Raw genomic sequence first — 24,132 nt, 5'->3', positions numbered from 1 at the left:
ATGGGCAAACGGTTCAGGCCTTGCGCAACCAATAGCGGTACACGCCGGCGACATCTTCTTCGTGCAACAGCGTATGCCCAGCCAGCCTGGCAAACGTCCGGAAATCCCGCTGGGAGCCAGCGTCCGTGGCGGTTACCTTGAGCACCGCACCACTGGCCAGTCGATTGAGTTCCAGCTTGGCCTTCAGCAAAGGCAACGGGCAATTGAGTCCACTGGCATCAAGCTCGGCGTCAAAGGCTACAGCGTCGGTCATGAATTTACTCCGGGCATGGGTTCGGGCTGCCTAGAATATCTGGTCCGAAGCTCAGTGTCCGGCTACAGTAAGCTCTTTGTCGAAAGGCTTTGTGCATGACTTTTTTGCGCCCTACCCTGCTGACGCTGGCTTGCCTGCTGGCCTCTCCGGGCTTTGCTGACGACCTGCCGTCACTTGGCGACGCCAGTTCTGCCATTGTCTCGCCGCAACAGGAATACCAACTGGGTCGCGCATGGCTCGCTTACCTGCGCGGCCAGGTCTCGCAACTCAATGACCCTCAGCTCAAGGACTACGTCGAAACCAGCGTGTATAAACTGGTAGAGACCAGCCAGGTCAATGACCGGCGCCTGGAGTTCATCCTGATCAACAGCCCGCAGCTCAACGCCTTTGCCGCACCTGGCGGGATCGTGGGCGTCAACGGCGGCCTGTTTCTCAATGCCCAGACCGAGGGTGAATATGCTTCGGTACTCGCCCACGAATTGGCCCACTTGTCCCAGCGTCACTTCGCCCGGGGCGTAGAAGCGCAATCGCGCATGCAGATCCCGATGATGGCCGCTTTGCTCGGCGGCATCATCGCGGCGGCAGCCGGTGCAGGTGATGCTGGGATTGCCGCCATTGCCGGCAGCCAGGCAGCAGCGATCCAGGAGCAGCGCCGCTTTTCCCGTCAGAACGAACAGGAGGCGGACCGTATCGGCATCCTCAACCTGGAAAAGGCCGGCTACGACCCCCGCTCCATGCCCACCATGTTCGAACGCCTGATGCGTCAGTACCGCTTCGATGCCAAGCCACCGGAATTCCTGCTGACACACCCGGTGACCGAGTCCCGAATCGCTGACACCCGCAACCGCGCGGAACAGGCCAAGCCCGGTGGCAAGGAAGACAGCCTGCGCTACCAGTTGATTCGCGCTCGGGTGCAGTTGCAATACGAAGACACGCCTGGGTTGGCAGCCAAACGCTTCCAGGCGCAGCTGGATGAAAACCCGAAAAACGATGTGGCGCGTTATGGGCTGGCCATCGCCCAGATCAAGGGCACCCAGTACAAAGAAGCGCGGGAAAGCCTGGCGCCCCTGCTGGCGAAAGCCCCCAACGACATCACGTATAACTTGGCGCAGATCGAACTGGACATTGCCAACAGCCGCTTTCCGGATGCCCAGCAACGCACTGATCGCATGCTCACCCAATACCCCGGTAACTATCCGCTGAACCAGGTGCGGGTGGACCTGCTGCTTAAACAGAATCGCACGGCCGATGCGGAGAAGGCGCTGGATGGGTTGCTCAAGTCCCGCCCTGATGACCCGGACGTCTGGTACCAGGTCGCCGAGACGCGCGGTTTGTCCGGCAATATCATCGGCCTGCACCAGGCGCGCGCCGAATACTTTGCCTTGGTGGGCGACTTCCAACAGGCCATTCAGCAACTGGATTTCGCCAAGCGCCGGGCCGGCAACAACTTTCCTCTGTCTTCGCGTATCGACGCACGCCAGCGTGAGTTGATCGAACAGGAACGCCTGGTCAAAGGGATGATGAGCTAAACCCATCGCCCACAAAAAAGCCCCGTCTTCGCTTAACGAAGGCGGGGCTTTTCTTTTACTGCCGGATTATTCGGCTAATTTGAAGGTAATGAAGCTGGCGCGGCCCTGACGCAGGACACGCATCGACACCGAACGATTCTTCGGCAACGCCTTGGCGATATCGGTGAATTCCTTGGTGGAGTTGATCGCCTGGTTGTTCAGGTGAGTGATCACATCACCAGGCTGCAGGCCGATCAGGGCGGCCGGGCCGTCCTGGACTTCCTTGATCACGACGCCGCTCTTGAGGTCGAAGCTCTTCTTCTGCTCGTCGGTCAGTTCGACCACGGCAATACCCAAGCGATTGCTGCTGCGCTCCGCGCCGGGCTTGGCGTTGCCCAGAGCATCCAGGGTTGCGCCCTCTTCAGGAATCGCACCGACGGTCAGTTCAACAGTCTGACGCTTGCCGTCGCGGATCACTTCAAGCTTGGCCTTGCTACCCGCCTTGAGTGCGCCGACCAAGTGCGGCAAGTCGGCCGACATGACGATTGGCTGGCCGTTCATGCTCAGGATCACGTCACCCACTTGAAGGCCACCCTTGGCAGCCGGACCATCGTCCTGGATCTGCGCAACCAAGGCACCGGCTGGCTTGTCAAGGCCGAAGGACTCAGCCAGGTCTTTGTTCACTTCCTGGATCACAACGCCCAACCAGCCGCGGCTGACCTTGCCACCGCTTTTCAGCTGGTTGGAAACGTCCATGGCCACGTCAATCGGGATCGCAAAGGATACGCCCATGAAACCACCGGAACGGGTGTAGATCTGCGAGTTGATCCCCACGACTTCACCGGCCAGGTTGAACAGCGGGCCACCGGAGTTGCCCGGGTTGATCGGCACGTCGGTCTGGATGAATGGCACGTAGTTTTCGTTTGGCAAGCTACGGCCGATGGCGCTGACGATACCTTGGGTGACGGTATGGTCAAAGCCAAATGGCGAACCGATCGCGACAACCCACTGACCGGCCTTCAGGTCCTGGGATTTACCCAGCTTCAGCACGGGCAGGTCCTTGCCGTCAATTTTTAGCAAGGCCACGTCAGAACGTGGGTCTGTGCCCACCAGCTTGGCTTTCAGCTCGCTGCGATCGGCCAGGCGGACGAGGATCTCGTCCGCATCGGCAATCACATGGTTATTGGTGAGGATGTAGCCATCCGGCGAAATGATGAAGCCCGAACCCAGGGACTGCGCCTCACGCTGACCGCCACCGCTGCGAGGAGAACGCTGTTGCGGCGGCATGCCACGCTCGAAGAACTCGCGCAGCATCGGTGGCAGGCCTTCCAGGTCTGGCATCTGCTGGTTCGACACTTTGCGATCCGGCAATTTCTGCGTGGTGCTGATGTTCACCACAGCGGGCGAGGCCTGCTCAACCAGTTGGGTGAAGTCAGGCAGTTCGGCTGCTTGCGCAGACACGGCCTGACCCAGCACCAATACCGTGGCAATTATGGATAGGTAAGACTTCAAACGTGGTATCGACATACAGCTCCCGTTACGACGAGCAGGGTTGAGCGACAGGGTTCAAGAAACGCCGGAAACTGCCACCGACATCTTTGTTCCGCGAACAAAACAAGGCCAGAGCCAACAGGCCCTGACCTATAAAAAACATAGGGGATTTTTGCAAGTGAAAATACTGATCCGGACATTTCATGCTCTCGGCAACAGACCTGGCATGCAACGACATTGAAAGATCAGGATGAACATAGGATTAACGGCTCATGGTTTTGCAGCGGTCTTTTCACCGCGTACCGAGAGCGCAATGCGCTCGGCCGTGCCGATGGGCACTTCGCCGACAACCGTTACCATCACCTCACCCTCGACTGTATTCAGGCGGCGAGACACTGCAACTGTCGGGCCCAGCTGAGTGCGGGTCTCGGTGACGCTCGCACCGTCGGTCGACTCAAGAAACACCGAAAAACGCGCAAGCCCATCGTCATACATAAGGCTGTCGACGGTGGATTTTGTCTCGAAGTCTTTGCGTGCACTGCTGTTGGTGAGCTGGAAACCAGGGGGCAACCAATCAAGATGCCAGGCCTGAGTGGCAGGCACTTGCGGGGCCTTGCCGTCGGAAACCGCGACAGGCGTGCATTCACTGCTGGGCTGCAGGTTGCGATCGTCCGGGGTCACCGAAGTATTCAAGCGCGTGAACTGGAAGCGCTCCAGCAACTGCCCTTGATCATTGAGTAGCAACGACTTGAGCGGCAGCGCTGTTTCGCGATCCAGATGCAACTCAAACCCATAGCGGTATTGGTCGCGGGGCGTGATTGAAACAATCACGGCATTGCGACCGGCCACACGGGATTTACCGATGACAGCCAGATCATAGAATTGAGTGAGTTTTTGCGGATCAAGCGCAGGGGAAGAACCCTCGCGCGAGTTGCCAAGGCCGGCCACGAGCGTGCCGCTGACACATTGGGTTCGGCCATCTACCCGCACAATTTCCTGGGCGGAACCATCGAGCTGCAAAAGCCGCTCTCGGACCTGACCGTCCTGGACACGATGCCAGATGTCATGGGTAGAAAAACTGCCATTACGTTCATAGACGAACGAACCTTCGAAGCTTTGCTGCTGCTCTGCACGCCCAAGTCGAGTCAGCCAGTCTTGGGCTTCATCGGCGTGGGCGGGGAGTGCAAACCAACCACTGAGCAAAAGCGTAAGGAGCGGTATGGCGCGCATAGAGCTCCTTACGAATCAGCGGTTTTCCAGGCTTGCGGCACGCGCATAAGGCAGGGCGCTTTCAGTGCCTTTCAGAGCCGATTCCTGTGCATGTTGGCGCAGGTAGCCTGGAAGACGCTGGTCCTGCCAGCCGGATTGCCCTTGCAGTACACCATTGGCCATCGGGCCGGTGCTGTCAGAGCTTTCCTTGTAGCCGGCCAATACCGCAGGGCCTTTGACCTGAGGTCCAGCCATCACCGGCTGTTGGGTCTGTTGGGCCAGTTCGGCACCAGCAATTTCGTCCTGGTTATACAGGCGAACACCCGCCAATACTGCAACAGTTACCGAGGCAGCAACTGCCAGGCGGCCTAGGCTACGCCAAGGTCCACGAGCAGCTTTTGCCGGAACGGCTTCATCGGCCAACGCGGCAGAAACGGCCGCAGCAATATCCAGACGAGGGATTAGAAGATCCTTGTGCATCACCGCCCGAGCGACTTGGTAACGAGACCAGGTATCACGGGTTTCGGCGTCATCAAATGCATTGAGCACTCGACGAAGTTCCAGTTCATCCGCTTCGTTATCCATCACTGCGGACAGCGATTCCTGCAGGGCATCACGACTCATGGCGGTTCCTCTCTTGGCTGTCGCCGCTGTCTTTAGTTTTCCTGCAACAACGGTTGCAAGGCTTTATCGATGGCTTCCCGGGCCCGGAAGATCCGTGACCTTACAGTCCCCACCGGACACTGCATGACGCTCGCAATGTCTTCGTAACTCAGACCATCGAATTCACGCAAAGTTAACGCCGTACGTAAATCTTCTGGCAGTTGCTGAATTGTGCGATGAACGGTTCCTTCGATCTCGTCGCGCAGCAATGCACGCTCCGGCGACTCGAGATCTTTGAGGCCGTGATCACCATCGTAAAATTCTGCATCTTCTGAACTCACATCACTATCTGGCGGGCGGCGTCCGCGAGACACCAGATAGTTCTTCGCCGTGTTGATGGCGATGCGATACAGCCACGTATAAAACGCACTGTCACCGCGAAAATTACCAAGTGCACGATAGGCCTTGATAAAGGCTTCCTGTGCAACGTCCTGCGCTTCATGGGTGTCGTGCACAAACCGCACGATCAACCCGAGAATTTTGTGCTGGTATTTCAGCACTAGCAGATCAAATGCCCGCTTATCGCCGCGCTGAACGCGCTCGACAAGCTGCTGATCCTCTTCCTGGGTTAGCATGAACACTCCTCGTTGTACTTGAAGGAGGCTTGCATAACTAAACGATCAGGCTTGCAAACATAGACTCGGACTTTTCGCAAAAGTTCTCCCCCTTCAAGCAAGTTTCCGGCACGCACTGATTTGGCACACACGAAAAACGCAGCGCGGGCATCGCCGGCTGCGCGAATAATCTTGTCGCCGGTTTTCTGACGCGTCCAATGCTCCCGACGGGCCAATAAACTCAACGTTTTCCCAGCTTTCGGGCAACCTGCTATTGAGTTCGGGGCTATGCAAAAAGTTCCCGTTTCAATAACTGGCCGATCTGACCCAAGCCGTGCACCGTAATCTCACATTGCCACGAATGCCCGGCTATTGTGCCGCTCCCCCCCTCTATATACTAGTGGCCCGTGTGACCCTTTGATTCGCCGATCCAGGCGTCCTGTTTGCGCCACCCCTTCGGATCGCTTTTTGCGGAATCCTTCAAATGAGCCAACAGTTTCAACACGATGTCCTGGTGATTGGTAGCGGCGCGGCCGGTTTGAGCCTTGCACTGACCCTTCCCAGCCACCTGCGGATTGCGGTACTGAGCAAAGGCGACCTGGCCAATGGCTCGACATTCTGGGCCCAGGGCGGCGTCGCTGCCGTGCTGGACGACACCGACACCGTGCAATCCCACGTCGAAGACACCCTCAACGCCGGTGGCGGCCTGTGCAACGAAGAGGCCGTGCGCTTCACCGTCGAGCATAGTCGCGAAGCCATCCAATGGCTGATTGACCAAGGCGTGCCCTTTACCCGCGACGAACACGCCAGCAGTGACGACGGCGGCTTCGAGTTCCACCTGACCCGCGAAGGCGGCCACAGCCACCGCCGCATCATCCACGCGGCCGACGCCACCGGCGCGGCAATTTTCAAGACCCTGCTCGACCAAGCCCGCCAGCGCCCCAACATCGAACTGCTGGAGCAACGCGTCGCCGTCGACCTGATCACCGAAAAACGCCTGGGCCTGGAAGGCGAGCGCTGCCTCGGCGCCTACGTGCTCAATCGCGCCAGTGGCGAAGTCGACACCTATGGCGCACGCTTCACTATTCTTGCCTCAGGCGGCGCCGCCAAGGTCTACCTCTATACCAGCAACCCCGACGGGGCCTGCGGCGATGGCATTGCCATGGCCTGGCGTTCGGGCTGCCGGGTGGCCAACCTGGAATTCAACCAGTTCCACCCCACCTGCCTGTATCACCCGCAAGCCAAGAGTTTCCTGATTACCGAAGCCCTGCGCGGCGAAGGCGCCCACCTGAAACTCCCCAACGGCGAGCGCTTCATGCAGCGCTTCGACCCGCGCGCCGAACTGGCCCCGCGCGATATCGTCGCCCGCGCCATTGACCACGAAATGAAGCGCCTAGGCATCGACTGCGTCTACCTCGACATCAGCCACAAGCCCGAAGCCTTCATCAAGACCCACTTCCCCACCGTTTATGAACGCTGCCTGGCCTTCAATATCGACATCACCAAAGGCCCGATCCCCGTGGTGCCGGCCGCGCACTACACCTGCGGTGGCGTGATGGTCGACCAGCACGGCCGCACCGACGTGCCGGGCCTGTATGCGATTGGCGAAACCAGCTTCACCGGCCTGCACGGCGCCAACCGCATGGCCAGCAATTCCTTGCTCGAATGCTTCGTCTACGCCCGCTCAGCGGCGGCCGACATCCTCGAACAACTGCCACGCATCGCAGTGCCCGCCGCCCTGCCCCGCTGGGACGCCAGCCAGGTGACCGATTCGGATGAAGACGTAATCATCGCCCACAACTGGGACGAGCTGCGACGGTTCATGTGGGACTACGTAGGGATCGTGCGCACCAACAAACGCCTGCAACGCGCACAGCATCGCGTGCGCTTGCTGCTTGATGAAATTGACGAGTTCTACAGCAACTATAAAGTCAGCCGCGACCTGATCGAGCTGCGCAACCTGGCCCAGGTGGCGGAGTTGATGATCCGCTCGGCCATGGAGCGCAAGGAAAGCCGGGGCCTGCATTACACCCTCGACTACCCGCAGATGCTGCCCGAAGCCCGGGACACTATCCTGGTGCCAACCACCTACGGCGGCTGAACTTCAGGCGTACCCGCAGGCGCCGGTGCACATCGGCGACCTGCGAATCCCTCGGCACACAGATCGAGCGCACCCACCCCTTTCCCGGCACCCGATAGCGCAGCACCACGATCAACGGCAACGCCAGGCTGTCGGGGCACAGCTGCACACTGTGCCAACCACGCTCTGCACTGAACAGCTGCCAGCCGTCCTCGTCACGGCGCAGGCCACAAGCCGACGAACGGTGAATCAGCAGGATGTGTCGCGGTAAAACCCAGGCGGCATGCGCCAAGCACACCAGCAGGCCGAGGCTCGAATAAAGTAAATCAACAAGTAAACAGGCGCCCAGCGCGAACAGCTGGGCAAAAAGATACGCCGCCAGCAATAACCGTGAGGCCTGCCAGCGGCATTCGAATCGGTTACTTGGGCTGGACACGGTCCAGGATCATCCGGACCATACGCTGCAGCTCTGGGTCTTCGGATTCGGAACGTTCCATGAACCAGCCGAACATGTCCTGATCTTCGCAGGTCAGCAACCGGACGTAGAGGTCGCGATCGACCTGGTTGAGGGTCGCGTAGACCTCTTTGGTGAAAGGCACCAGCAACACGTCCAACTCCAGCATGCCACGACGGCTGTGCCAGAAGAGACGATTGATTTCTACATCTTCGACCATGGAGCGCTCCTCAAATAGGCGGCAAGTATACAGCCCCGACGGCACTGGAACAGTCGGCTTTGGTCGCCCCATACGGAAACTATCCATTTGCCGGGCGCCCCTCTATGATGCACCCATGACTTTTTGACCTGCGATGACCCATGGCTGACTCTGCTTTCTTCTGCCCCCTGTCCCACGAAGGCGTTCTCGCCGTCCGCGGCGCCGACGCTGCCAAGTTCCTGCAAGGGCAACTGACCTGCAACCTCAATTACCTGAGCGATACCCAGGCTAGCCTCGGCGCGCGCTGCACGCAAAAAGGCCGCATGCAGTCGAGCTTTCGCATCCTGTTGCATGGTGATGGCGTACTCCTGGCCATGGCCACCGAGCTGCTCGAACCGCAACTGGCCGACCTGAAAAAATACGCCGTGTTCTCCAAATCCAAGCTCACCGACGAAAGCGCTGCATGGGCACGCTTCGGCCTGGTGGAGGCGGATCAAGCCCTGGCCAGCCTCGGCCTTGAGCTGCCGGCTGAAAACGACAGCGTCGCACGTACCGATTCGCTGATCGCCATCCGCGTCTCCCCTGGTCGCGCCGAGCTCTGGGTGCCTGCCGACCAGGCCGATGCCGTGCACGGCCAATTGGCCGCCCAATTGAAAGAAGCTGACTTGAATGACTGGCTGCTCGGCCAAGTGCGTGCCGGCATCGGCCAGGTCATGCCGCAAACCCGCGAGCTGTTCATCCCGCAGATGCTCAACCTGCAAGCCGTAGGCGGCGTCAGCTTCAAGAAAGGCTGCTACACCGGCCAGGAAATCGTCGCGCGCATGCAGTACCTGGGCAAACTCAAGCGTCGCCTGTACCGCTTGAGCCTCGATGCGCCGCATATGCCTGAGCCAGGAACCCCGCTGTTTTCCCCTAGCCACAACAGCTCGATCGGCGAAGTGGTGCTGGCGGCAAAAGCTGACCAGACGATTGAACTTCTTGCCGTGCTGCAAGCCGAAGCTGCCGATAGTGGCGATGTGCACTTAGGCACACTGGAAGGCCCCAGCCTGCAACTGCATGACCTGCCTTACACGCTCGACCGTGACCGAGAGATCCAGCGCTGATCGCCGTACCTTTTTGCAACACCCTAGAGAGCATGAATGAACAAGCTGGCGGAAAAAGTCCAACAGGCTTTGGTGACGGCCATCGATAACGATGACCTGGTTCTGCCGACATTACCGGAAGTGGCCCTGAACATCCGTCAGGCCGCAGAAGACCCGGATATCAGCATCAGCCACTTAAGCAAAGTGATTGGTCGCGATACCGCGCTGTCGGCGCGCCTGATCAAAGTGGTCAACAGCCCGCTGCTGCGCGCGTCCCAGGAAGTCACCGACCTGCACACCGCAATCACTCGGCTGGGCACCAACTACAGCAGCAACCTGGCGATTGGCCTGGTGATGGAACAGATCTTTCACGCCCGCTCCGAAGCCGTCGAGCAGAAGATGCGCGACGTCTGGCGTCGCAGCCTGGAAGTGGCGGGCGTGAGCTACGCCCTGTGCCGCAGCCACAGCCAGCTCAAGCCGGATCAGGCCGCGCTCGGCGGGTTGGTGCACCAGATCGGCGTGCTACCGATCCTCACCTACGCCGAAGACCACTACGAGCTGCTGTCCGACCCGGTCAGCCTCAACCATGTGATCGACAGCATCCATCCCGTACTGGGCGACAAACTGCTGCGTGGCTGGGACTTCCCGGAAATGCTGGCGAACCTGCCGGGCCAGTATCTGGACCTGGAACGCGACTCGGCCACCCTGGATTACATCGACCTGGTGCAGGTCGCCGTGCTGTATTGCCATCGTGGCACCCAACACCCGCTGGCGAGTGTGGCTGTCTCCAGTCTTCCGGCGATCAAGAAGCTGCGCGTAGACCCTTACAGCGACGCGCTGCGCGCCGAGCTGGATGAGGCGCGTTCGATGTTTTATTGATCACCCGCGATAAAACTCACCCGCACCTTCAACCCCGCCAACTCGCCATCATGCAGGCTGATCTGCGCCAGGTGTGCCCGACAGATCTCCCCGACAATCGCCAGCCCCAGGCCTGACCCCATGCTTTGCTGGTTGCGTCGGTAAAAACGCTCGAACACCCGGTCCCGCTCATCCAGCGGGATGCCGGGGCCATCGTCTTCTACTTCCAGCACTGCCGGCGTCGTCACGCGCAAAATCACATTACCACCCGGTGGCGTGTGGGCCAGGGCGTTATCCACCAGGTTACTCAGCAGTTCATTGAGCAGCGTCGGCTCCCCGCGCAACCACACCGGTTCATCCGCCTCCAGGGCCAGCGCAACACCTCGTGCGTGGGCCAAAGGCGCCATGGCCATGCCCAGCTCACGGGCCAATTGGCTGAGGTCGAGCAATTGCGCGCCACCTTCGGCAATCGCCCGGGCGCCATTTTCGATGCGCGCCAGGGACAGCAACTGATTGGCCAGGTGCGTCAGGCGATCAGTGCCCTGGGCCGCTGTTTCCAGGGTACTGCGCCAGGTCGCCGGTTCTTCGGCACGCAGGCCCAGTTCGAGCCGGGCCTTGAGCGCCGCCAGCGGCGTGCGCAACTCGTGGGCCGCATCGGCAATAAACTGCGCCTGGCGTTCAAACTGCCCGCGCAGGCGTTCGGTGAAGTGGTTGAGGGAACGCACCAACGGGCCGAACTCATGCTGCACTTCCACCAGCGGCAGTGGGCGCAGGTCATCGGGCTGGCGCTCTTCTACCGCCGTTCGCAGGCGCTCCAACGGGCGCAGCGCCGCACTTACGGCGAACCACACCAACATCAACGCACCAATGGCCAGCATGCCCAAGCGCAGCAAGGTGTCGGCCATCAGGCTGCGAGCCATGGCCACCCGTGCTTCGTCGGTTTCCGCCACGCGGATTTCCGCCATGCCGTTCATGTTCGGCTCGGAGACGGCCTTGAGCAGGCTCACCACGCGCACTGGCTGGCCCTGATACACGGCGTCGTAAAAGCGTGCCAGCGCCGGATAATCATCGGTGCGCGGCGTGCCGGGCGGTGGGCCGGGCAGGTGCTCGTAACCCGAGATCAGCTTCTGGTCGATGTCATTGACCTGGTAATAAATACGCCCGGCGCTGTCGTAGGCAAACGTATCCAAGGCCACATACGGCACATTGGCGCTTAGGGTGCCGTCCACCTGGGTCAGGCCCGCTGCGATGGTGCGCGCCGAGGCCAGCAACGTGCGGTCGTAGGCCGTATCGGCCGCCTCGCGACCATTCCAGTAAGCACTCATGCCACTGGCCAGCATCAACAGCACCAGCAACAGCGCCAGGTTCCACAGCAGCCGCCAGCGCAGGCTGCTGGGCTTATGCATCGCGGGCTTCCAGCAGGTAGCCGAGACCGCGGAATGTCACGATGGCGATGGGCTGGCCATCGAGTTTCTTGCGCAGGCGGTGCACGTAGATCTCAATCGCGTCAGGGCTGGCTTCTTCGTCCAGGCCAAACACCTGGGAGGCCAGTTGTTCCTTGCTCATCACGCGGCCCGGGCGAGCGATCAACGCCTCCAGTACCGCCTGCTCGCGAGAGGTCAACGTCATCAGCTCGCCGCCGACGGTGAAGCGCCTCGTATCCAGGTCATAGACCAGCACCCCACAGGCCTGCTGACGCTCGCCTCCCAACACGCTGCGTCGCAACAGCGCCTTGACCCGCGCCTCCAGTTCCGTCAGTTCAAACGGCTTGGCCAAGTAGTCGTCGGCGCCCAGGTTCAAGCCGTGCACGCGGTCTTTCACATCGCTGCGAGCCGTCAGCATCAGCACCGGCAAGTTTTTTCCACGGGCGCGCAAGCGTGCCAATACCTCGAAACCGTCCATGCGCGGCAGCCCCACGTCGAGGATCGCCGCCGCGTATTCCTCGCTGCTCAAGGCCAGGTCCGCGGCCACCCCATCGTGCAACACGTCGACGGTCAAACCCGTGCTCTTGAGCGCTTGGGCGACACTTTCGGCGAGCTGCAAATGGTCTTCAACCAGGAGGACACGCATGGTTTTTTTACCTCATTCGGGCATGGTCGACGCCACGCTTTGCCGGGCAGTTTACAGGCGCTACCTGCCCTGTGAAGCCCGAAAACATTGAAAGGCAACTGAAAGGTTAGTGAAAGCTTCGCCCTTTAGCATCGGGCAACGGTGGGTTCTGCCCGCCCAGCTACCTGATCCGTAGCGCCCGAAAAACGCCTCGAAGCGTTTTCGCCAAAATAAGAACAATAACGGAGTACACAACGATGCTGTCGACACAGCCCCAGGCCTCCTCGCCTGTGCGTTTTTCCCGCCTGACCCAGACCGCCCTCGCCAGTGCCGCTGCCTTTGCCGGCTTCTCGCCGCTCAGCCAGGCTGCCTTTTTCGAAGACAGCAGCGCCACCCTCGAAACCCGCAACATGTACTTCAACCGCGACTTTCGCGACGGCACCAGCGCCCAACAATCCAAGCGCGACGAATGGGCCCAGGGCTTCATGCTCAATCTGCAATCGGGCTACACCGACGGCACCGTCGGTTTTGGCGTGGACGCGCTGGGCATGCTCGGGGTCAAGCTCGACTCCAGCCCCGACCGCACCGGCACCGGCCTGTTGCCAACCCACGACGACGGTCGCGCTGCCAATGAGTATTCCAAGCTGGGCCTGACCGGCAAAGTAAAAATCTCCGCCACCGAGTTGAAGATCGGCTCGCTGATCCCGGAATTGCCGATCCTCAAGCCCAACGATGGCCGCATCCTGCCGCAGACCTTCAACGGCGGCCTGATCACCTCCAAAGAGTTCAAGAACCTGGTGTTCACCGCTGGCCGCCTGGACAAAGCCAAGGACCGCGACGACACCAACTACGAAGATATCGCCCTCAACAACAAGAACAGCCGCTTCTTGACCGCAGCCACCGGCAAGCACTTCAACTTCGGTGGCGCCGACTACAAATTCGCCGACAAGATCACCGGCAGCTACCACTTCGCCCAGCTCGACGACGTGTACCGCCAGCACTTCCTCGGCCTGGTCGCCGCGCGCCCGATGGGCCCCGGCACCTTCGGCACCGACCTGCGCCTGGCCATCAGTGATGACACCGGCAGCGCCCGTGGCGGCAAGATCGACAACAAATCCTTCAGCAGCCTGTTCAGCTATGGCCTCAATGGCCATAAGCTCAGCGCCGGCTACCAGCGCATGTTCGGTGACAGCGCGTTCCCGTATGTGGATGGCAGCGACCCGTACCTGGTCAACTTCGTGCAGATCAACGACTTTGCCGGCGCCGAAGAGCGCTCCTGGCAAGCCCGCTACGACTATGACTTCGCCAAGCTGGGCATTCCCGGCCTGAGTTTCATGAGCCGTTACCTGTCGGGTGACAACATCAAGCTCAAGAACGGCGAGACCGGCAAGGAATGGGAACGCAACAGCGAGATCCGCTACGTGGTGCAGAGCGGCACATTCAAGGATGTGGCCGTGCGCCTGCGCAATGCCACCTACCGCACCAACTACTCGGCCCGTGATGCGGATGAAGTGCGCTTGCTGGTCAGCTACAGCGTCGCTCTCTGGTAAGTGCCCTCTGGTAAGTAGCCACTCATAACAACAAAGACGGAGATAAACAGATGACCTTTTCACTGCGTAAATTGGCCCTCGCCGCCGGCTGCATGATGTTCGCCGGCCAACTGTTGGCCGCCGACGAGCCCAAGCGCCCGGAGTGCATCGCTCCGGCCTCGCCAGGCGGTGGTTTTGACCTGACCTGCAAGCTGGCGCAAAGCGCGCTGGTCAACGAAAAGCTGCTGAGCAAGCCAATGCGCGTGACCTACATGCCGGGTGGCGTGGGCGCGGTGGCCTACAACGCGGTGGTCGCACAGCGCCCTGCGGACGCCGGCACCCTGGTGGCATGGTCCAGCGGTTCGTTGTTGAACCTGGCCCAGGGCAAGTTCGGCCGCTTCGATGAAAGCGCCGTGCGATGGCTGGCAGCCGTCGGCACCAGCTACGGTGCCATCGCGGTGAAAAACGATTCGCCCTACAAGACCCTCGACGACCTGGTCAAAGCCCTGAAGAAAGATCCGGGCAGCGTGGTGATCGGTTCAGGTGGCACCGTCGGCAGCCAGGACTGGATGCAAACCGCCCTGATCGCCAAGGCCGCCGGGATCAATCCGCGCGAACTGCGTTACGTGGCCCTCGAAGGCGGCGGTGAAATCGCCACGGCCCTGCTCGGTGGTCACATTCAGGTCGGCAGTACCGACATCTCCGACTCCATGCCGCACATCCTCAGCGGTGACATGCGCCTGCTGGCGGTGTTCTCCGAGCAGCGCCTGGACGAGCCAGAAATGAAGAACATTCCGACGGCCAAAGAGCAAGGCTACGACATCGTCTGGCCAGTAGTGCGCGGCTTCTACCTCGGGCCAAAAGTCAGCGATGCCGACTACGCCTGGTGGAAAGACGCGTTCGACAAACTGCTGGCGTCCGACGAGTTCGCCAAGCTGCGTGACCAGCGCGAGCTGTTCCCGTTCGCCATGACCGGCCCCGAGCTGGACACCTACGTGAAGAAACAGGTGGCTGACTACAAAGTGCTGGCCAAAGAGTTCGGCCTGATCCAGTAAACGCCCTTCTGTGGGAGCGGGCTTGCCCGCGAAAGACATCAACGATGACGCGTGCTGCCTGGACACGCGCGGCGTCCTTGGATTTTTCGCGGGCAAGCCCGCTCCCACAAAAGCGGCCTAGGAGCTTCCTATGCTTTTACAACGCATTTTCGCCAGCGTGATGCTGTTGGTCTGTGCCGGTCTCGCGCTGATGGCGTGGCCGTACCAGGCCGCGTTTTCCTACGAGCCGGTGGGGCCGCGTGCCTACCCGCTGCTGATGCTTGGGCTGATGAGCCTGGGCCTGATCTACATGCTGTTTCGCCCACAGCCCACCAAGCACACCGAAGACGAACCGGCGCTGGACCGCGAGACCCTGATCAAGATCGGCATCTGCGTGGCGCTGCTGATCGTGTTTGCCGGCACCTTCGAACCCCTGGGTTTCATCCTCAGCAGCATGCTGATCGGCATCCCCATGGCCCGCCTGTACGGTGGCCGCTGGTTGCCGAGCGTGGTGATCGTCACGTTGATGGCCATCGGCTTGTACCTGCTGTTCGACAAAGCCATGGATGTACCGCTGCCCCTCGGCCTGCTCGACGTTCTGGAGAACTGACATGGATACTTTCAGCTATTTGGGTCAGGGCTTCGGCGTTGCACTGTCCCCCTACAACCTGGTGACCGCGCTGTGCGGCACCTTGATCGGCACCGTGGTCGGCCTGTTGCCGGGTTTGGGCCCGATCAACGGCGTTGCGCTGTTGATCCCCATCGCGTTTGCCTTGGGCCTGCCGCCGGAGTCAGCGTTGATCCTGCTGGCAGCCGTGTACCTGGGCTGCGAATACGGCGGCCGTATCAGCTCGATCCTGTTGAACATCCCGGGCGAAGCCTCCACCGTGATGACCACCCTCGACGGCTACCCGATGGCCCGCAAAGGCCTGGCCGGTGTGGCGCTGTCGTTGTCGGCGTGGAGTTCGTTCATCGGAGCCTTTATCGCCACCTGCGGCATGGTGCTGTTTGCGCCGCTGCTGGCCAAATGGGCGATTGCCTTCGGCCCGGCGGAATATTTCGTCCTGATGGTGTTCGCGATTGTCTGCCTCGGTGGCATGGCCGGTGACAAACCGCTGAAGACCTTCGTGGCGGCGCTGATCGGCCTGTTCCTGTCGGCGGTCGGTATCGACGCGAATAGCGGCGTGTACCGTTTTACCGGCGATAACATCCACCTCACCGACGGCATTCAATTTGTCGTGCTGGTCTTGGGCCTGTTTTCCATCAGCGAAATTCTGCTGCTACTGGAAAAAACCCACCGCGGCCAGGAAGCGGTCAAAGCCACCGGGCGCATGCTGTTCAACTTCAAGGAAGCCTCGGCGGTCTTCGTGGTGAACATCCGCTGCGGCCTGCTGGGTTTCATCATGGGCGTGTTGCCCGGCGCCGGCGCCACCCTGGCCTCGGCCGTTGCCTACATGACCGAAAAACGCCTGGCCGGTGCCAGCGGCAAATTCGGCCAGGGCGACATGCGCGGCCTCGCCGCCCCAGAAACCGCCATTGGTGCTTCTGCCTGCGGCGCCCTGGTGCCGATGCTGACCCTCGGCGTACCCGGTTCGGGCACCACGGCGGTGATGATCGGCGCCCTGTCGCTGTACAACATCACCCCGGGTCCGCTGTTGTTCCAACAGCAACCCGACATCGTCTGGGGCCTGATCGCGTCGTTGTTCATCGCCAACATCATGCTGGTGATCCTCAACATCCCGATGATCCGTATCTTCACGCGCATCCTCGCCGTGCCGAACTGGGCGCTGGTACCCGTGATCGCCATCATCACCGCGATCGGTGTGTACGCGGTTCACGCCACCACCTTCGACCTGTTCCTGATGGTCGGTATCGGCATCTTCGGTTATATCCTGCGCAAGCTCGACTTCCCGCTGTCGCCGGTGCTGCTGGGCTTTATCCTCGGCGGCCTGATGGAGCAGAACCTGCGCCGGGCGCTGTCGATCTCCAACGGTGCGCTGGACATCCTCTGGTCGAGCCCGATCACCTTTGGTGTGTGGGTACTGACCGCGCTGATGCTGGCCTTCCCGCTGGTGCGCATCTACCGCAAACGTGCCCTGCAGCGTCGTGCCCTGGCCGATGTCTGAGGTCACCTTTAAACATTGGTGGGGAACACCGCTGGTCGGCCTGGCCGGCGGTTACCTGGCCAGCCTGGTCGGCTGGCCTTTGCCGTACATGGTCGGCTCGTTGCTGGCGATCATTCTGGTGCGTTGCCTCACGCCGTGGCAGTTGGCGGAGATTCCCGGCGGGCGCAAATGCGGCCAATGGGTGGTGGGCATCGGCATTGGCCTGCACTTCACCCCGGTGGTGATCGAGCAGGTGATGAGCCACTTCGGGCTGATCTTCTTCGGCGCACTGGTCACCAGCCTGTCGAGCATTGTCGGCGTGTGGTTGATGCGCCGCAGCGGTGAAGACCGCGCCACGGCGTTTTTCTCCAGCATGCCGGGCGGTTCCGGTGAGATGGTCAACCTCGGCGCACGCAACGGCGCGGTGCTCAGCCGTGTCGCGGCGGGGCAGAGTCTGCGGGTGTTGGTGGTGGTGCTGTGTGTGCCGGCGATCTTCAAGTACCTGCTTGAAGGCGGCACGCCACAGTTTCATCCGGCACCGGTCAGTTGGCCTTGGCTGTTCGCATTGTTTCCGATGGGCGCACTGGTGGCCTGGGGTTGGCAACGTTTACGCCAGCCGAACCCGTGGCTGTTCGGGCCCTTACTGGTGAGTGCGACTGCCAGCGTTGTGTGGGATCTGCACATCGGCTTGCCCGATGGCGGCAGCCAGATCGGCCAATGGTTGATCGGCAGCGGCCTGGGTTGCCACTTCAACCGGCAGTTCTTTCGCCGCGCGCCTTCGTTCATGGGCCGCACCTTGATCGGCACCGCGCTGACCATGGCACTGGCGACGTTGGCGGCGGTGGGGTTGAGTGCGCTGACTCATTTGGACTTGCGCTCGCTGACCCTGGGCATGATGCCCGGCGGCATTGCCGAGATGAGCCTCACCGCCGAAACCCTGCAACTGTCGGTGCCGTTGGTGACGGCGATGCAGGTGATGCGCTTGTTGTTTGTGTTGTTTCTGGCGGAGCCGTTGTTCCGGCACTGGAACCGCCAACCTTGACCTGGACGGGCGTGGCTCGCAACGCGCTACGGCCGCTGGTCTGAACTGTCAATTCTCACAGCTGGTCAGGCCGTGAGGCGGAGCGCTGAATCAAGGCCTCGACTCAATTCAACGATGAATCACGGGTCGTGCTCTTGATTAATACTCAGACAGGTATCCCGTCATGACACATGATCAAAACTCCCTACCAGCTACCACCTGTAGCTGCACATCGACGGATTTGACATCTGATCAAACCCAGCCGCCAGCCGTGCCCTGCGGCTGCGTACCCATAGTGCAACGCAGAAAACCTGGTAGAAAACCTGGGGGGCGCCTACCTGACAGGCCTGATCCTGGAGGCTGCCCCCCAGGCTTTCACAGGCCACCGTCATCCCGACAGCCCTTCGCTGCGCTGTACCCCTATATTCCGAATCTCACTCCCATCGTCGGCACAGACGGAGCCCTCAATAACGCCGCCCTGACAGTCAGCGCCCTCGGCGTCATCTACATCCTCTACGCCTGGCTCGAGCAGGCCGAGAATGACTTTGTCTGGGTTGAACTCAATGGTTTGGAAGTCGCCAACTACAACGTCTCCGACACTGACGCCACCCTTGGCAAGGATATTACGCTGAACATTGAGTCCGTTCGGTTTATCGACCAGGCAAACAACACACTGCAAGGCTTCGTCAGGCGCTTGAGCGGTGTCGTCGAGGAGACCACCCTTTTGAACGTCTGGGTGGACACCAAAGCGCCCGGGGGCCTAGACCCACAGGCCAGTACCCCCACCATCAATGAAAACCTGGCGCGTCCCCGCTTCGAAGATCCCACCATCGAAGCCTTCGGCATCATCACCCAGGCGGCCGCTCAACTCGGCATCAAGGTGATCATTGATGATTACCCGGTGAACCCGCTGGTGGATCAGGTCTACCACCGCAAAGAAGGTGATGTGATCTTCATCAGTATTGGCGGGGTGATCGTCACCCACACAGTCACCAGTTTTGAGGCCTCCGGCAGCGCGCCCATCGTTATCACTATCAACTATGGCACCTGGCAGCAGGTAACGCCCGGTGTAAACATTTTTGAATGGTTCGTGCGGGATAAGGCCGGCAATCAGTCCCACGGCTTTTCGATTCCAAGGCTTATACAAAACAATGTGGGCGGGGGCACCGGCCCGTTGTTGCCTGAACCGTATGTGCTTGAATCCGATTACGACGGGGGTTCAGACGAAGACTTCATTGACACTGATGCACAATTGAGCGACCTGAACACTGAAATATCAATCAGAAATTATGGCTGGGCCCTCAACGACCAAGTACTTGTCACCTATCTAGGGCTTACCTCGACAGGTGAGCCTCTCAAGCATATCGAAACCGCTGACATACCACAGCCCAACGCGTTGCGAATTTACGTTCCCCTACCATTGGAGTTTGCCAAAAAACTTGCGGGGGGCCGCTTGTTGATTACTTACGAACGCGTGCGAGTGGGTGAGGCGAATACGCCCTCCAATGCCGTCGTTTACAGCATGCGCGGCACGCCTGTTGACAACAGCCGGCCAGCCCCCGTGGTCAAAGGGCTCGTAGGCGGTGTCCTGCCGGTAGATACTGATCCAGTGGAAATTACCGTGCCCTTCTTCGGACAAGACCCCAGTGACAAGGTCGACCTGATCATCGAAGGCAAGGCCCTGGACGGCACCCCTGTGTATGCGAAATACACTGAGATCGCAGGCACGGGAGACCTCGACTACTTTCTGGACTACTCCAGCGTATTCGCCCCTCTGGAGGGTTCATCTTTCAAGGCGTACTATGTGGTCAATGACGACACCACTCGTCCGTCGAAATCGGTAGTCGTTCAGGTGGGCGACATTGCGGTGACACTGCCGCCTCCTACTTCGCCAGAAGCACCACCGCCTGACCATGTATTTGATGAACTCGTCAGCAAAGGCAACCTGAAGGCACTCGTCCATCCACATTCGAGCATCGCCCTGAACGATGAGGTCCGGGTTGTTGCCATTGGCAGCAAACCAGGTGGCAGTATCACCACCGCGTGGTTGAAAGTGACGTCCACCTGGTTTAACTCACCGCTGCCTTTCACGATTGCGCGCGCGATTGTGCTGGCGAACAAAGAAGGCACCATGACACTGCACTGGGAAGTCAGGACACTGCCTACAGACACACCGCTCAAATCTCTACCGTTGATCGTCAACGTAGGCGCGATGCTGCAAATCACCGACTGCCCAAGCCTGCTCGAAAGCACCTTTGTGTCACCTTGCGTCACGCAACTTAATCCGCTGAACGTCTGGACGCCCTCGCCTCGTATCGTCACATTCAGGGTCAAATATCTGATGCAGCCTACAGATCTTGTGACACTGGTGGTGCAGGGCAAGCCAGGTCTGGGAATGCCCTCTATCCCGTCTAAACCCGGCGTTCCGGATGCAGGCCATGACTACATCACGTTTGCCTACGGCAGTGACTTTGTCGCAGCTTATTTGGGTGAGCCCTTCACCGCGCATGCTGAAGTGCAGCGCAACGGAAACGTTATTGAGTCTCCTAAGCTGACCGTTAACGTGGATGCGCTGTCGGAACAAACACCTGAATTAGTGAGCGTACCTGAAGCGGTGGGAGGGGTTATTACTGCCAATGGCGCCAACAATGTGCGCGTTACGCAGTGGCCATTTTTCAAGGCTGGACAACCGGTGTTCGTCGATATCCTGCACACTTCTGGCGACCAGAATGTGCGAAACGGCGTCGTAGTCAGCGCCGCGGAGTTCGCTGCCAAACAAACGGTGAACTTGATTCAGAAGGCGTACTTGATGGCTCTTCCCAACGGGACGTCAGTAACAGTTCAAGCCCATGTGTCATTGGACGAGATGGCTGACAAAGCGACAGCAATCAAGCTCAAACCAGTGGCGTATCAGATCAAACAAGCCCCTGCGCTCACCATTGATACCTCCCAGATGAATTTACATGGCCGTGCGATTTACGCGCCCACTCTGAACCACAATGGGCAAGACTACATCGGCAACACTCAAACTCGTACGGCCTCCGGCGGTACAGGTTCGATTTCCTATTCATCCAGAAATACGGGTATAGCGACCGTAGCGGCAGCAACCGGTAAAGTAATCGGAAGGCACAACGGCGACACGGTTATCGATGCACGGGATAGCCTTGGCAATACCGTCTCGTATCCAGTATCGGTGAGAAATGTATGGCAACTGTACACATATAATTCGGGCTTGACATTCAATCAAGCGATCAGTTGGCGTAACTCGTTGTCCGGTGCAGTGGGCCTGCCCTACTACGATGGGATAAACCTCATGGAGAGGGTTTATGGCCCTCCCAGTACTTGGTTTACTGACCAGGGATCGGTCTATTGGCTATGCCTTGACGGTGGATGCGATGCATTATCCAGGGCGGTCTGGAGCATCCAGTACCCCAACGGCATCTACTGCCGAAACCCGAACAATCAATTTTGGGCCTGGTGCTTGGTGCCCTAGTGTGAAGAAGGCGAGAACTAAGGCCAACTTGCTTGAATGAACTGCGCTGACACAAAAAACGCCCCGTGCTCAGCAGCACAGGGCGTTTTTTGTGATGCAACACAGGCACAAGAATCTTGTGCCTGGTACTCAGAATCAGAATTCGTACCGTAACCCTAAATTAACCCCAAATGGCTGCTTGATATTCTTGCCAGTGCTGTGCTCCAGGTCAGTATGCAACTTCACATTCTGCGACACCGACATCGCCACGCCCGCGCCCAGCTTCAAGCGTGACCCCGACAGGTCGTTATTGAACGAATTGTCATTGACGAACACCTTGTTGCTCTGGTCGAACTCATGGGCCACTGCGGCCTTGAGGTACGGCTGCAACACACTGCCACTTTCCAGTTGGAAGTTGCGGCCAGCGGTCACGCCGACTTCACCGATCACCGTGCTCGAACGATCGCCCTTAGCCTGCAGGCCGTTGTCCAGGGTGTAGCTCTGGGCCTGGGTGATCACTGCCGCGATTTGTCCATACGGCTCAACGAAATAGCCATCGTCCAACTTGATGTGACGGCCCACTTCCGCCGAAGCGCCCACAGCGTTTTGCGTGTAGTTGCCCTTGGCTTTCTTGCCGTCGCTCATCGCCACGTCAGAATCGCTGTGCAAGCGGTTGAGCTTGAGCACGCCGTCGAAGTAGAAGCCGCTTTCGGCATCCAGCCAAGTGGCATAACCACCCACGTAGTAGCTTTTGATCTCAGCCTTGCTGCCACGGTTGAGGTCCAGGTCCGAAGTACTGTGGCCGGCCATCGCACCGATCAACCACTGACCATCACCGGCTTGCAGCGGTGCATCGGCACCGATGGTGAAACCGCGTTGGGATTGGTTGTAACCCAGACCGGTCTTGTCGTTGGACACTTCATACTTGTTGCCGTAGGCACGGCTCCACAACCCGGCGGATTTGCCATCGTTGAAGCGCAACTCACCCATGCGGGTACGCAGGGTGGTCATTTCGCCCAACAACACACTTGGTGCCGCGTTGAACAGCGCCAGTACCGAATTGGTGCTCGGGCTGATCACTTTGTTGTTCGGGTCCAGGTACCAGTCCTGGTCACGGTTATCGCTGACCAGGCCGTACGAATAGGTACCCACATCAACACGATCACCGACCAGACTGAATGTGGCACCGCCGTCGGCGGTGTGGACCACATGCAAACGGTCATCGGACAACGGGTCGGCACCGGTGCTGGAGATCAGCAACTGGTGGGCGCCGGACGAAGTCCCTGTCACGTTGAGGAAGTCACCCGTCAAGGTGGAGAAATCCGCCTTCATGATAAAGGTGCCGCCCGTGCCATTGAGATTGGTCACGTCCAGTTGGTAGAACGCGCCCGAGTCGCCGAACTTGACGTTACCGCCATTCATCGACAGTTCCTTGAGTTCATCCTGGCCATCGACCAGCACCCAGGTGGCGTCGCTGTTGACCGACAGCTTGTCGACGTTTTCCAGGCGGCCGGTGAGGATCGCGCCGTTGTTCAGGCCCACATTGGCAGTGCCGCCGTTGTTGATGATGTCGCCGGTCATCGAGGCGAAATCCAGGTTCAGGTCCAGCGCACTGCCGCTGCCGACCTGGATGTTGCCGACCAGGTTGCTGTTGTTGACCAGTACGTCAGCGGAGCCGCCGTTGATCAGTTCCAGCATGTTGCCGTTGCCACCTTCCAGTGTGGTGCCATTGCTGAGGGTAATCGGTGTAACTCCCGTCCCCGGCCCATCCACCACAATGGCGGCACCGGTTTGACCGACGACGCGGGTGCCATCAAGGTGAAAGCGGGTGGGTGCGGTTTCTCCACCGCTGCGATAGACGTAAAGACCATTGGTGCCGCCGGTCAGACTGCCGCCTTGGGCGGCCAGGTTACCGTCGATCGCCAACACACCGAACTCTCCACCGACGACATCGGTGTTCATCATCTGCAGCGTGCTTTCCCGCCCCAGGTTGACGCCATAGGTGGCCCCTTCAATCAGGCTGTTGGACACCACCGCGTGACTGCCCACACCATCCTGCTCGCCCACGACCAGCCCAATGCCGCTTGCACTGGAAATGTGAGCGTCGCGAATGGCTGCCTGGCTGCCGAACAACCGAACGCCGTCTTCGGAGCCCGCAACCACTTGGCCGCCATTCATTTCAAAGATCGAATTCTGCGACAGCACGCTGAGAATCGAACCACCGTTGGAAGTCAGCTTGGCACCGTCTTTCAGGGTGTAGCGATCAAACGGGCTCTCGGCATCAATGACGAGTTGCTGACCTGCGCCCAGGTCTACGGCAGACACGTGAGTTGCCGCCAGTGAAAAAGGTGCAATCGCCAGGATTTTGATCGCGGTAGACAAGCGCGAGCGCTTGAAGAGTACTTGGGTATTCATAGGGTAGAACCTCTAGTCGGATGACTGAACAAGCCAATCGATTACAGGACTCATCGACTCAGGCTTTCAGAGGCGCCGAGGTTACGTACCCGAAGGGGAACTTCATGTAGGCCGAATCAACGACCCTGTAGGACTTTCCTTAATGGTGGGTGGGCG

General features: G+C 59.8%; 20 protein-coding genes. 10 read left to right on the top strand and 10 right to left on the bottom strand.

Annotated elements, in window-relative coordinates:
• Nucleotides 1–13: 13 nt before the first annotated feature.
• Complete coding sequence (locus AC07SU_RS17050; protein WP_176999175.1) at nucleotides 14–253, bottom strand: sulfurtransferase TusA family protein; 240 nt, start codon at nucleotides 251–253, stop codon at nucleotides 14–16.
• Nucleotides 254–348: 95 nt separating this feature from the next.
• Between AC07SU_RS17050 and AC07SU_RS17045 the strand changes: the two genes are divergently transcribed.
• Nucleotides 349–1,782: a M48 family metalloprotease gene (locus AC07SU_RS17045; protein ID WP_176999176.1), complete on the top strand. Its 1,434-nt coding sequence runs from the start codon at nucleotides 349–351 to the stop codon at nucleotides 1,780–1,782.
• 66 nt (nucleotides 1,783–1,848) lie between these two features.
• On the opposite strand, the gene AC07SU_RS17040 is transcribed toward AC07SU_RS17045, so the two are convergent.
• The 4 genes from AC07SU_RS17040 to rpoE form a co-directional block, all read right to left on the bottom strand.
• On the bottom strand, nucleotides 1,849–3,288 hold the full coding sequence (locus AC07SU_RS17040; protein WP_176999177.1) for a DegQ family serine endoprotease: 1,440 nt from the start codon (nucleotides 3,286–3,288) through the stop codon (nucleotides 1,849–1,851).
• A 234-nt stretch (nucleotides 3,289–3,522) separates the two neighbouring features.
• Nucleotides 3,523–4,482 carry a MucB/RseB C-terminal domain-containing protein gene (locus AC07SU_RS17035; protein WP_494997688.1) on the bottom strand — a complete coding sequence of 320 codons (960 nt, stop codon included), beginning with the start codon at nucleotides 4,480–4,482 and terminating at the stop codon, nucleotides 3,523–3,525.
• 15 nt (nucleotides 4,483–4,497) lie between these two features.
• Nucleotides 4,498–5,085, bottom strand: coding sequence for a sigma-E factor negative regulatory protein (locus AC07SU_RS17030; RefSeq protein WP_065882095.1), 588 nt, complete (start codon nucleotides 5,083–5,085; stop codon nucleotides 4,498–4,500).
• Between the two features lie 32 nt (nucleotides 5,086–5,117).
• Nucleotides 5,118–5,699 carry an RNA polymerase sigma factor RpoE/AlgU gene (gene rpoE / locus AC07SU_RS17025; protein WP_003172477.1) on the bottom strand — a complete coding sequence of 194 codons (582 nt, stop codon included), beginning with the start codon at nucleotides 5,697–5,699 and terminating at the stop codon, nucleotides 5,118–5,120.
• Nucleotides 5,700–6,162: 463 nt separating this feature from the next.
• On the opposite strand from rpoE, the gene nadB reads away from it, so the two are divergent.
• Nucleotides 6,163–7,779, top strand: coding sequence for an L-aspartate oxidase (gene nadB / locus AC07SU_RS17020; protein WP_494997687.1), 1,617 nt, complete (start codon nucleotides 6,163–6,165; stop codon nucleotides 7,777–7,779).
• Here the strand turns inward: nadB and AC07SU_RS17015 are convergent.
• Together AC07SU_RS17015 and AC07SU_RS17010 are read right to left on the bottom strand one after the other, a co-directional pair.
• On the bottom strand, nucleotides 7,748–8,194 hold the full coding sequence (locus AC07SU_RS17015) for a hypothetical protein (RefSeq protein WP_494997686.1): 447 nt from the start codon (nucleotides 8,192–8,194) through the stop codon (nucleotides 7,748–7,750). The genes nadB and AC07SU_RS17015 overlap by 32 nt on opposite strands.
• Nucleotides 8,178–8,432 carry an FAD assembly factor SdhE gene (locus AC07SU_RS17010; RefSeq protein ID WP_176999181.1) on the bottom strand — a complete coding sequence of 85 codons (255 nt, stop codon included), beginning with the start codon at nucleotides 8,430–8,432 and terminating at the stop codon, nucleotides 8,178–8,180. Before AC07SU_RS17010 ends, AC07SU_RS17015 begins: the two co-directional genes overlap by 17 nt.
• A gap of 140 nt (nucleotides 8,433–8,572) precedes the next feature.
• On the opposite strand from AC07SU_RS17010, the gene ygfZ reads away from it, so the two are divergent.
• Both ygfZ and AC07SU_RS17000 read left to right on the top strand, forming a co-directional pair.
• Nucleotides 8,573–9,514, top strand: coding sequence for a CAF17-like 4Fe-4S cluster assembly/insertion protein YgfZ (gene ygfZ / locus AC07SU_RS17005; RefSeq protein WP_494997685.1), 942 nt, complete (start codon nucleotides 8,573–8,575; stop codon nucleotides 9,512–9,514).
• A gap of 36 nt (nucleotides 9,515–9,550) precedes the next feature.
• On the top strand, nucleotides 9,551–10,372 hold the full coding sequence (locus tag AC07SU_RS17000; RefSeq protein WP_176999183.1) for an HDOD domain-containing protein: 822 nt from the start codon (nucleotides 9,551–9,553) through the stop codon (nucleotides 10,370–10,372).
• Here the strand turns inward: AC07SU_RS17000 and AC07SU_RS16995 are convergent.
• Complete coding sequence (locus AC07SU_RS16995) at nucleotides 10,366–11,757, bottom strand: sensor histidine kinase (RefSeq protein WP_494997684.1); 1,392 nt, start codon at nucleotides 11,755–11,757, stop codon at nucleotides 10,366–10,368. The genes AC07SU_RS17000 and AC07SU_RS16995 overlap by 7 nt on opposite strands.
• Nucleotides 11,750–12,421: a response regulator gene (locus AC07SU_RS16990; protein ID WP_010212220.1), complete on the bottom strand. Its 672-nt coding sequence runs from the start codon at nucleotides 12,419–12,421 to the stop codon at nucleotides 11,750–11,752. The genes AC07SU_RS16995 and AC07SU_RS16990 overlap by 8 nt, the downstream gene beginning before the upstream one ends.
• Before the next feature lie 236 nt (nucleotides 12,422–12,657).
• Here AC07SU_RS16990 and AC07SU_RS16985 point away from each other — a divergent pair, with 236 nt between their 5' ends.
• From AC07SU_RS16985 to AC07SU_RS16960, 6 genes are all read left to right on the top strand, one after another.
• The gene (locus AC07SU_RS16985; RefSeq protein WP_494997683.1) at nucleotides 12,658–13,950 is read left to right on the top strand and encodes an OprD family porin; all 1,293 of its coding nucleotides are present in this window, start codon (nucleotides 12,658–12,660) and stop codon (nucleotides 13,948–13,950) included.
• Nucleotides 13,951–14,000: 50 nt separating this feature from the next.
• Nucleotides 14,001–14,984: a Bug family tripartite tricarboxylate transporter substrate binding protein gene (locus tag AC07SU_RS16980; RefSeq protein ID WP_176999186.1), complete on the top strand. Its 984-nt coding sequence runs from the start codon at nucleotides 14,001–14,003 to the stop codon at nucleotides 14,982–14,984.
• A gap of 130 nt (nucleotides 14,985–15,114) precedes the next feature.
• The gene (locus AC07SU_RS16975; RefSeq protein WP_176999187.1) at nucleotides 15,115–15,573 is read left to right on the top strand and encodes a tripartite tricarboxylate transporter TctB family protein; all 459 of its coding nucleotides are present in this window, start codon (nucleotides 15,115–15,117) and stop codon (nucleotides 15,571–15,573) included.
• A 1-nt stretch (nucleotide 15,574) separates the two neighbouring features.
• On the top strand, nucleotides 15,575–17,089 hold the full coding sequence (locus tag AC07SU_RS16970) for a tripartite tricarboxylate transporter permease (RefSeq protein WP_176999188.1): 1,515 nt from the start codon (nucleotides 15,575–15,577) through the stop codon (nucleotides 17,087–17,089).
• The gene (locus AC07SU_RS16965) at nucleotides 17,082–18,110 is read left to right on the top strand and encodes an AbrB family transcriptional regulator (RefSeq protein ID WP_176999189.1); all 1,029 of its coding nucleotides are present in this window, start codon (nucleotides 17,082–17,084) and stop codon (nucleotides 18,108–18,110) included. The genes AC07SU_RS16970 and AC07SU_RS16965 overlap by 8 nt, the downstream gene beginning before the upstream one ends.
• A gap of 547 nt (nucleotides 18,111–18,657) precedes the next feature.
• Complete coding sequence (locus AC07SU_RS16960) at nucleotides 18,658–21,582, top strand: immunoglobulin-like domain-containing protein (protein WP_494997682.1); 2,925 nt, start codon at nucleotides 18,658–18,660, stop codon at nucleotides 21,580–21,582.
• A 135-nt stretch (nucleotides 21,583–21,717) separates the two neighbouring features.
• On the opposite strand, the gene AC07SU_RS16955 is transcribed toward AC07SU_RS16960, so the two are convergent.
• Nucleotides 21,718–23,976 carry an autotransporter outer membrane beta-barrel domain-containing protein gene (locus AC07SU_RS16955; protein WP_494997681.1) on the bottom strand — a complete coding sequence of 753 codons (2,259 nt, stop codon included), beginning with the start codon at nucleotides 23,974–23,976 and terminating at the stop codon, nucleotides 21,718–21,720.
• Nucleotides 23,977–24,132 lie beyond the last annotated feature (156 nt).

This window comes from Pseudomonas sp. GW821-FHT05H12, from assembly GCF_059419385.1.
The sequence above is the reverse complement of the archived record's forward strand: the minus strand, read 5'-3'. Positions and strand labels throughout refer to the sequence as shown.

What these genes read in the sequence shown, in the direction of transcription:
- ygfZ (WP_494997685.1), top strand. Translation starts at nt 8,573, where the DNA reads ATGGCTGACTCTGCTTTCTTCTGCCCCCTGTCCCACGAAGGCGTTCTC.
- AC07SU_RS16965 (WP_176999189.1), top strand. Translation starts at nt 17,082, where the DNA reads ATGTCTGAGGTCACCTTTAAACATTGGTGGGGAACACCGCTGGTCGGC.
- AC07SU_RS17010 (WP_176999181.1), bottom strand. Translation starts at nt 8,432, where the DNA reads ATGGTCGAAGATGTAGAAATCAATCGTCTCTTCTGGCACAGCCGTCGT.
- AC07SU_RS17030 (WP_065882095.1), bottom strand. Translation starts at nt 5,085, where the DNA reads ATGAGTCGTGATGCCCTGCAGGAATCGCTGTCCGCAGTGATGGATAAC.
- nadB (WP_494997687.1), top strand. Translation starts at nt 6,163, where the DNA reads ATGAGCCAACAGTTTCAACACGATGTCCTGGTGATTGGTAGCGGCGCG.
- AC07SU_RS17000 (WP_176999183.1), top strand. Translation starts at nt 9,551, where the DNA reads ATGAACAAGCTGGCGGAAAAAGTCCAACAGGCTTTGGTGACGGCCATC.
- rpoE (WP_003172477.1), bottom strand. Translation starts at nt 5,699, where the DNA reads ATGCTAACCCAGGAAGAGGATCAGCAGCTTGTCGAGCGCGTTCAGCGC.
- AC07SU_RS17050 (WP_176999175.1), bottom strand. Translation starts at nt 253, where the DNA reads ATGACCGACGCTGTAGCCTTTGACGCCGAGCTTGATGCCAGTGGACTC.
- AC07SU_RS16955 (WP_494997681.1), bottom strand. Translation starts at nt 23,976, where the DNA reads ATGAATACCCAAGTACTCTTCAAGCGCTCGCGCTTGTCTACCGCGATC.
- AC07SU_RS17035 (WP_494997688.1), bottom strand. Translation starts at nt 4,482, where the DNA reads ATGCGCGCCATACCGCTCCTTACGCTTTTGCTCAGTGGTTGGTTTGCA.
- AC07SU_RS16980 (WP_176999186.1), top strand. Translation starts at nt 14,001, where the DNA reads ATGACCTTTTCACTGCGTAAATTGGCCCTCGCCGCCGGCTGCATGATG.
- AC07SU_RS17045 (WP_176999176.1), top strand. Translation starts at nt 349, where the DNA reads ATGACTTTTTTGCGCCCTACCCTGCTGACGCTGGCTTGCCTGCTGGCC.
- AC07SU_RS16985 (WP_494997683.1), top strand. Translation starts at nt 12,658, where the DNA reads ATGCTGTCGACACAGCCCCAGGCCTCCTCGCCTGTGCGTTTTTCCCGC.
- AC07SU_RS17040 (WP_176999177.1), bottom strand. Translation starts at nt 3,288, where the DNA reads ATGTCGATACCACGTTTGAAGTCTTACCTATCCATAATTGCCACGGTA.
- AC07SU_RS16995 (WP_494997684.1), bottom strand. Translation starts at nt 11,757, where the DNA reads ATGCATAAGCCCAGCAGCCTGCGCTGGCGGCTGCTGTGGAACCTGGCG.
- AC07SU_RS16975 (WP_176999187.1), top strand. Translation starts at nt 15,115, where the DNA reads ATGCTTTTACAACGCATTTTCGCCAGCGTGATGCTGTTGGTCTGTGCC.
- AC07SU_RS16990 (WP_010212220.1), bottom strand. Translation starts at nt 12,421, where the DNA reads ATGCGTGTCCTCCTGGTTGAAGACCATTTGCAGCTCGCCGAAAGTGTC.
- AC07SU_RS16970 (WP_176999188.1), top strand. Translation starts at nt 15,575, where the DNA reads ATGGATACTTTCAGCTATTTGGGTCAGGGCTTCGGCGTTGCACTGTCC.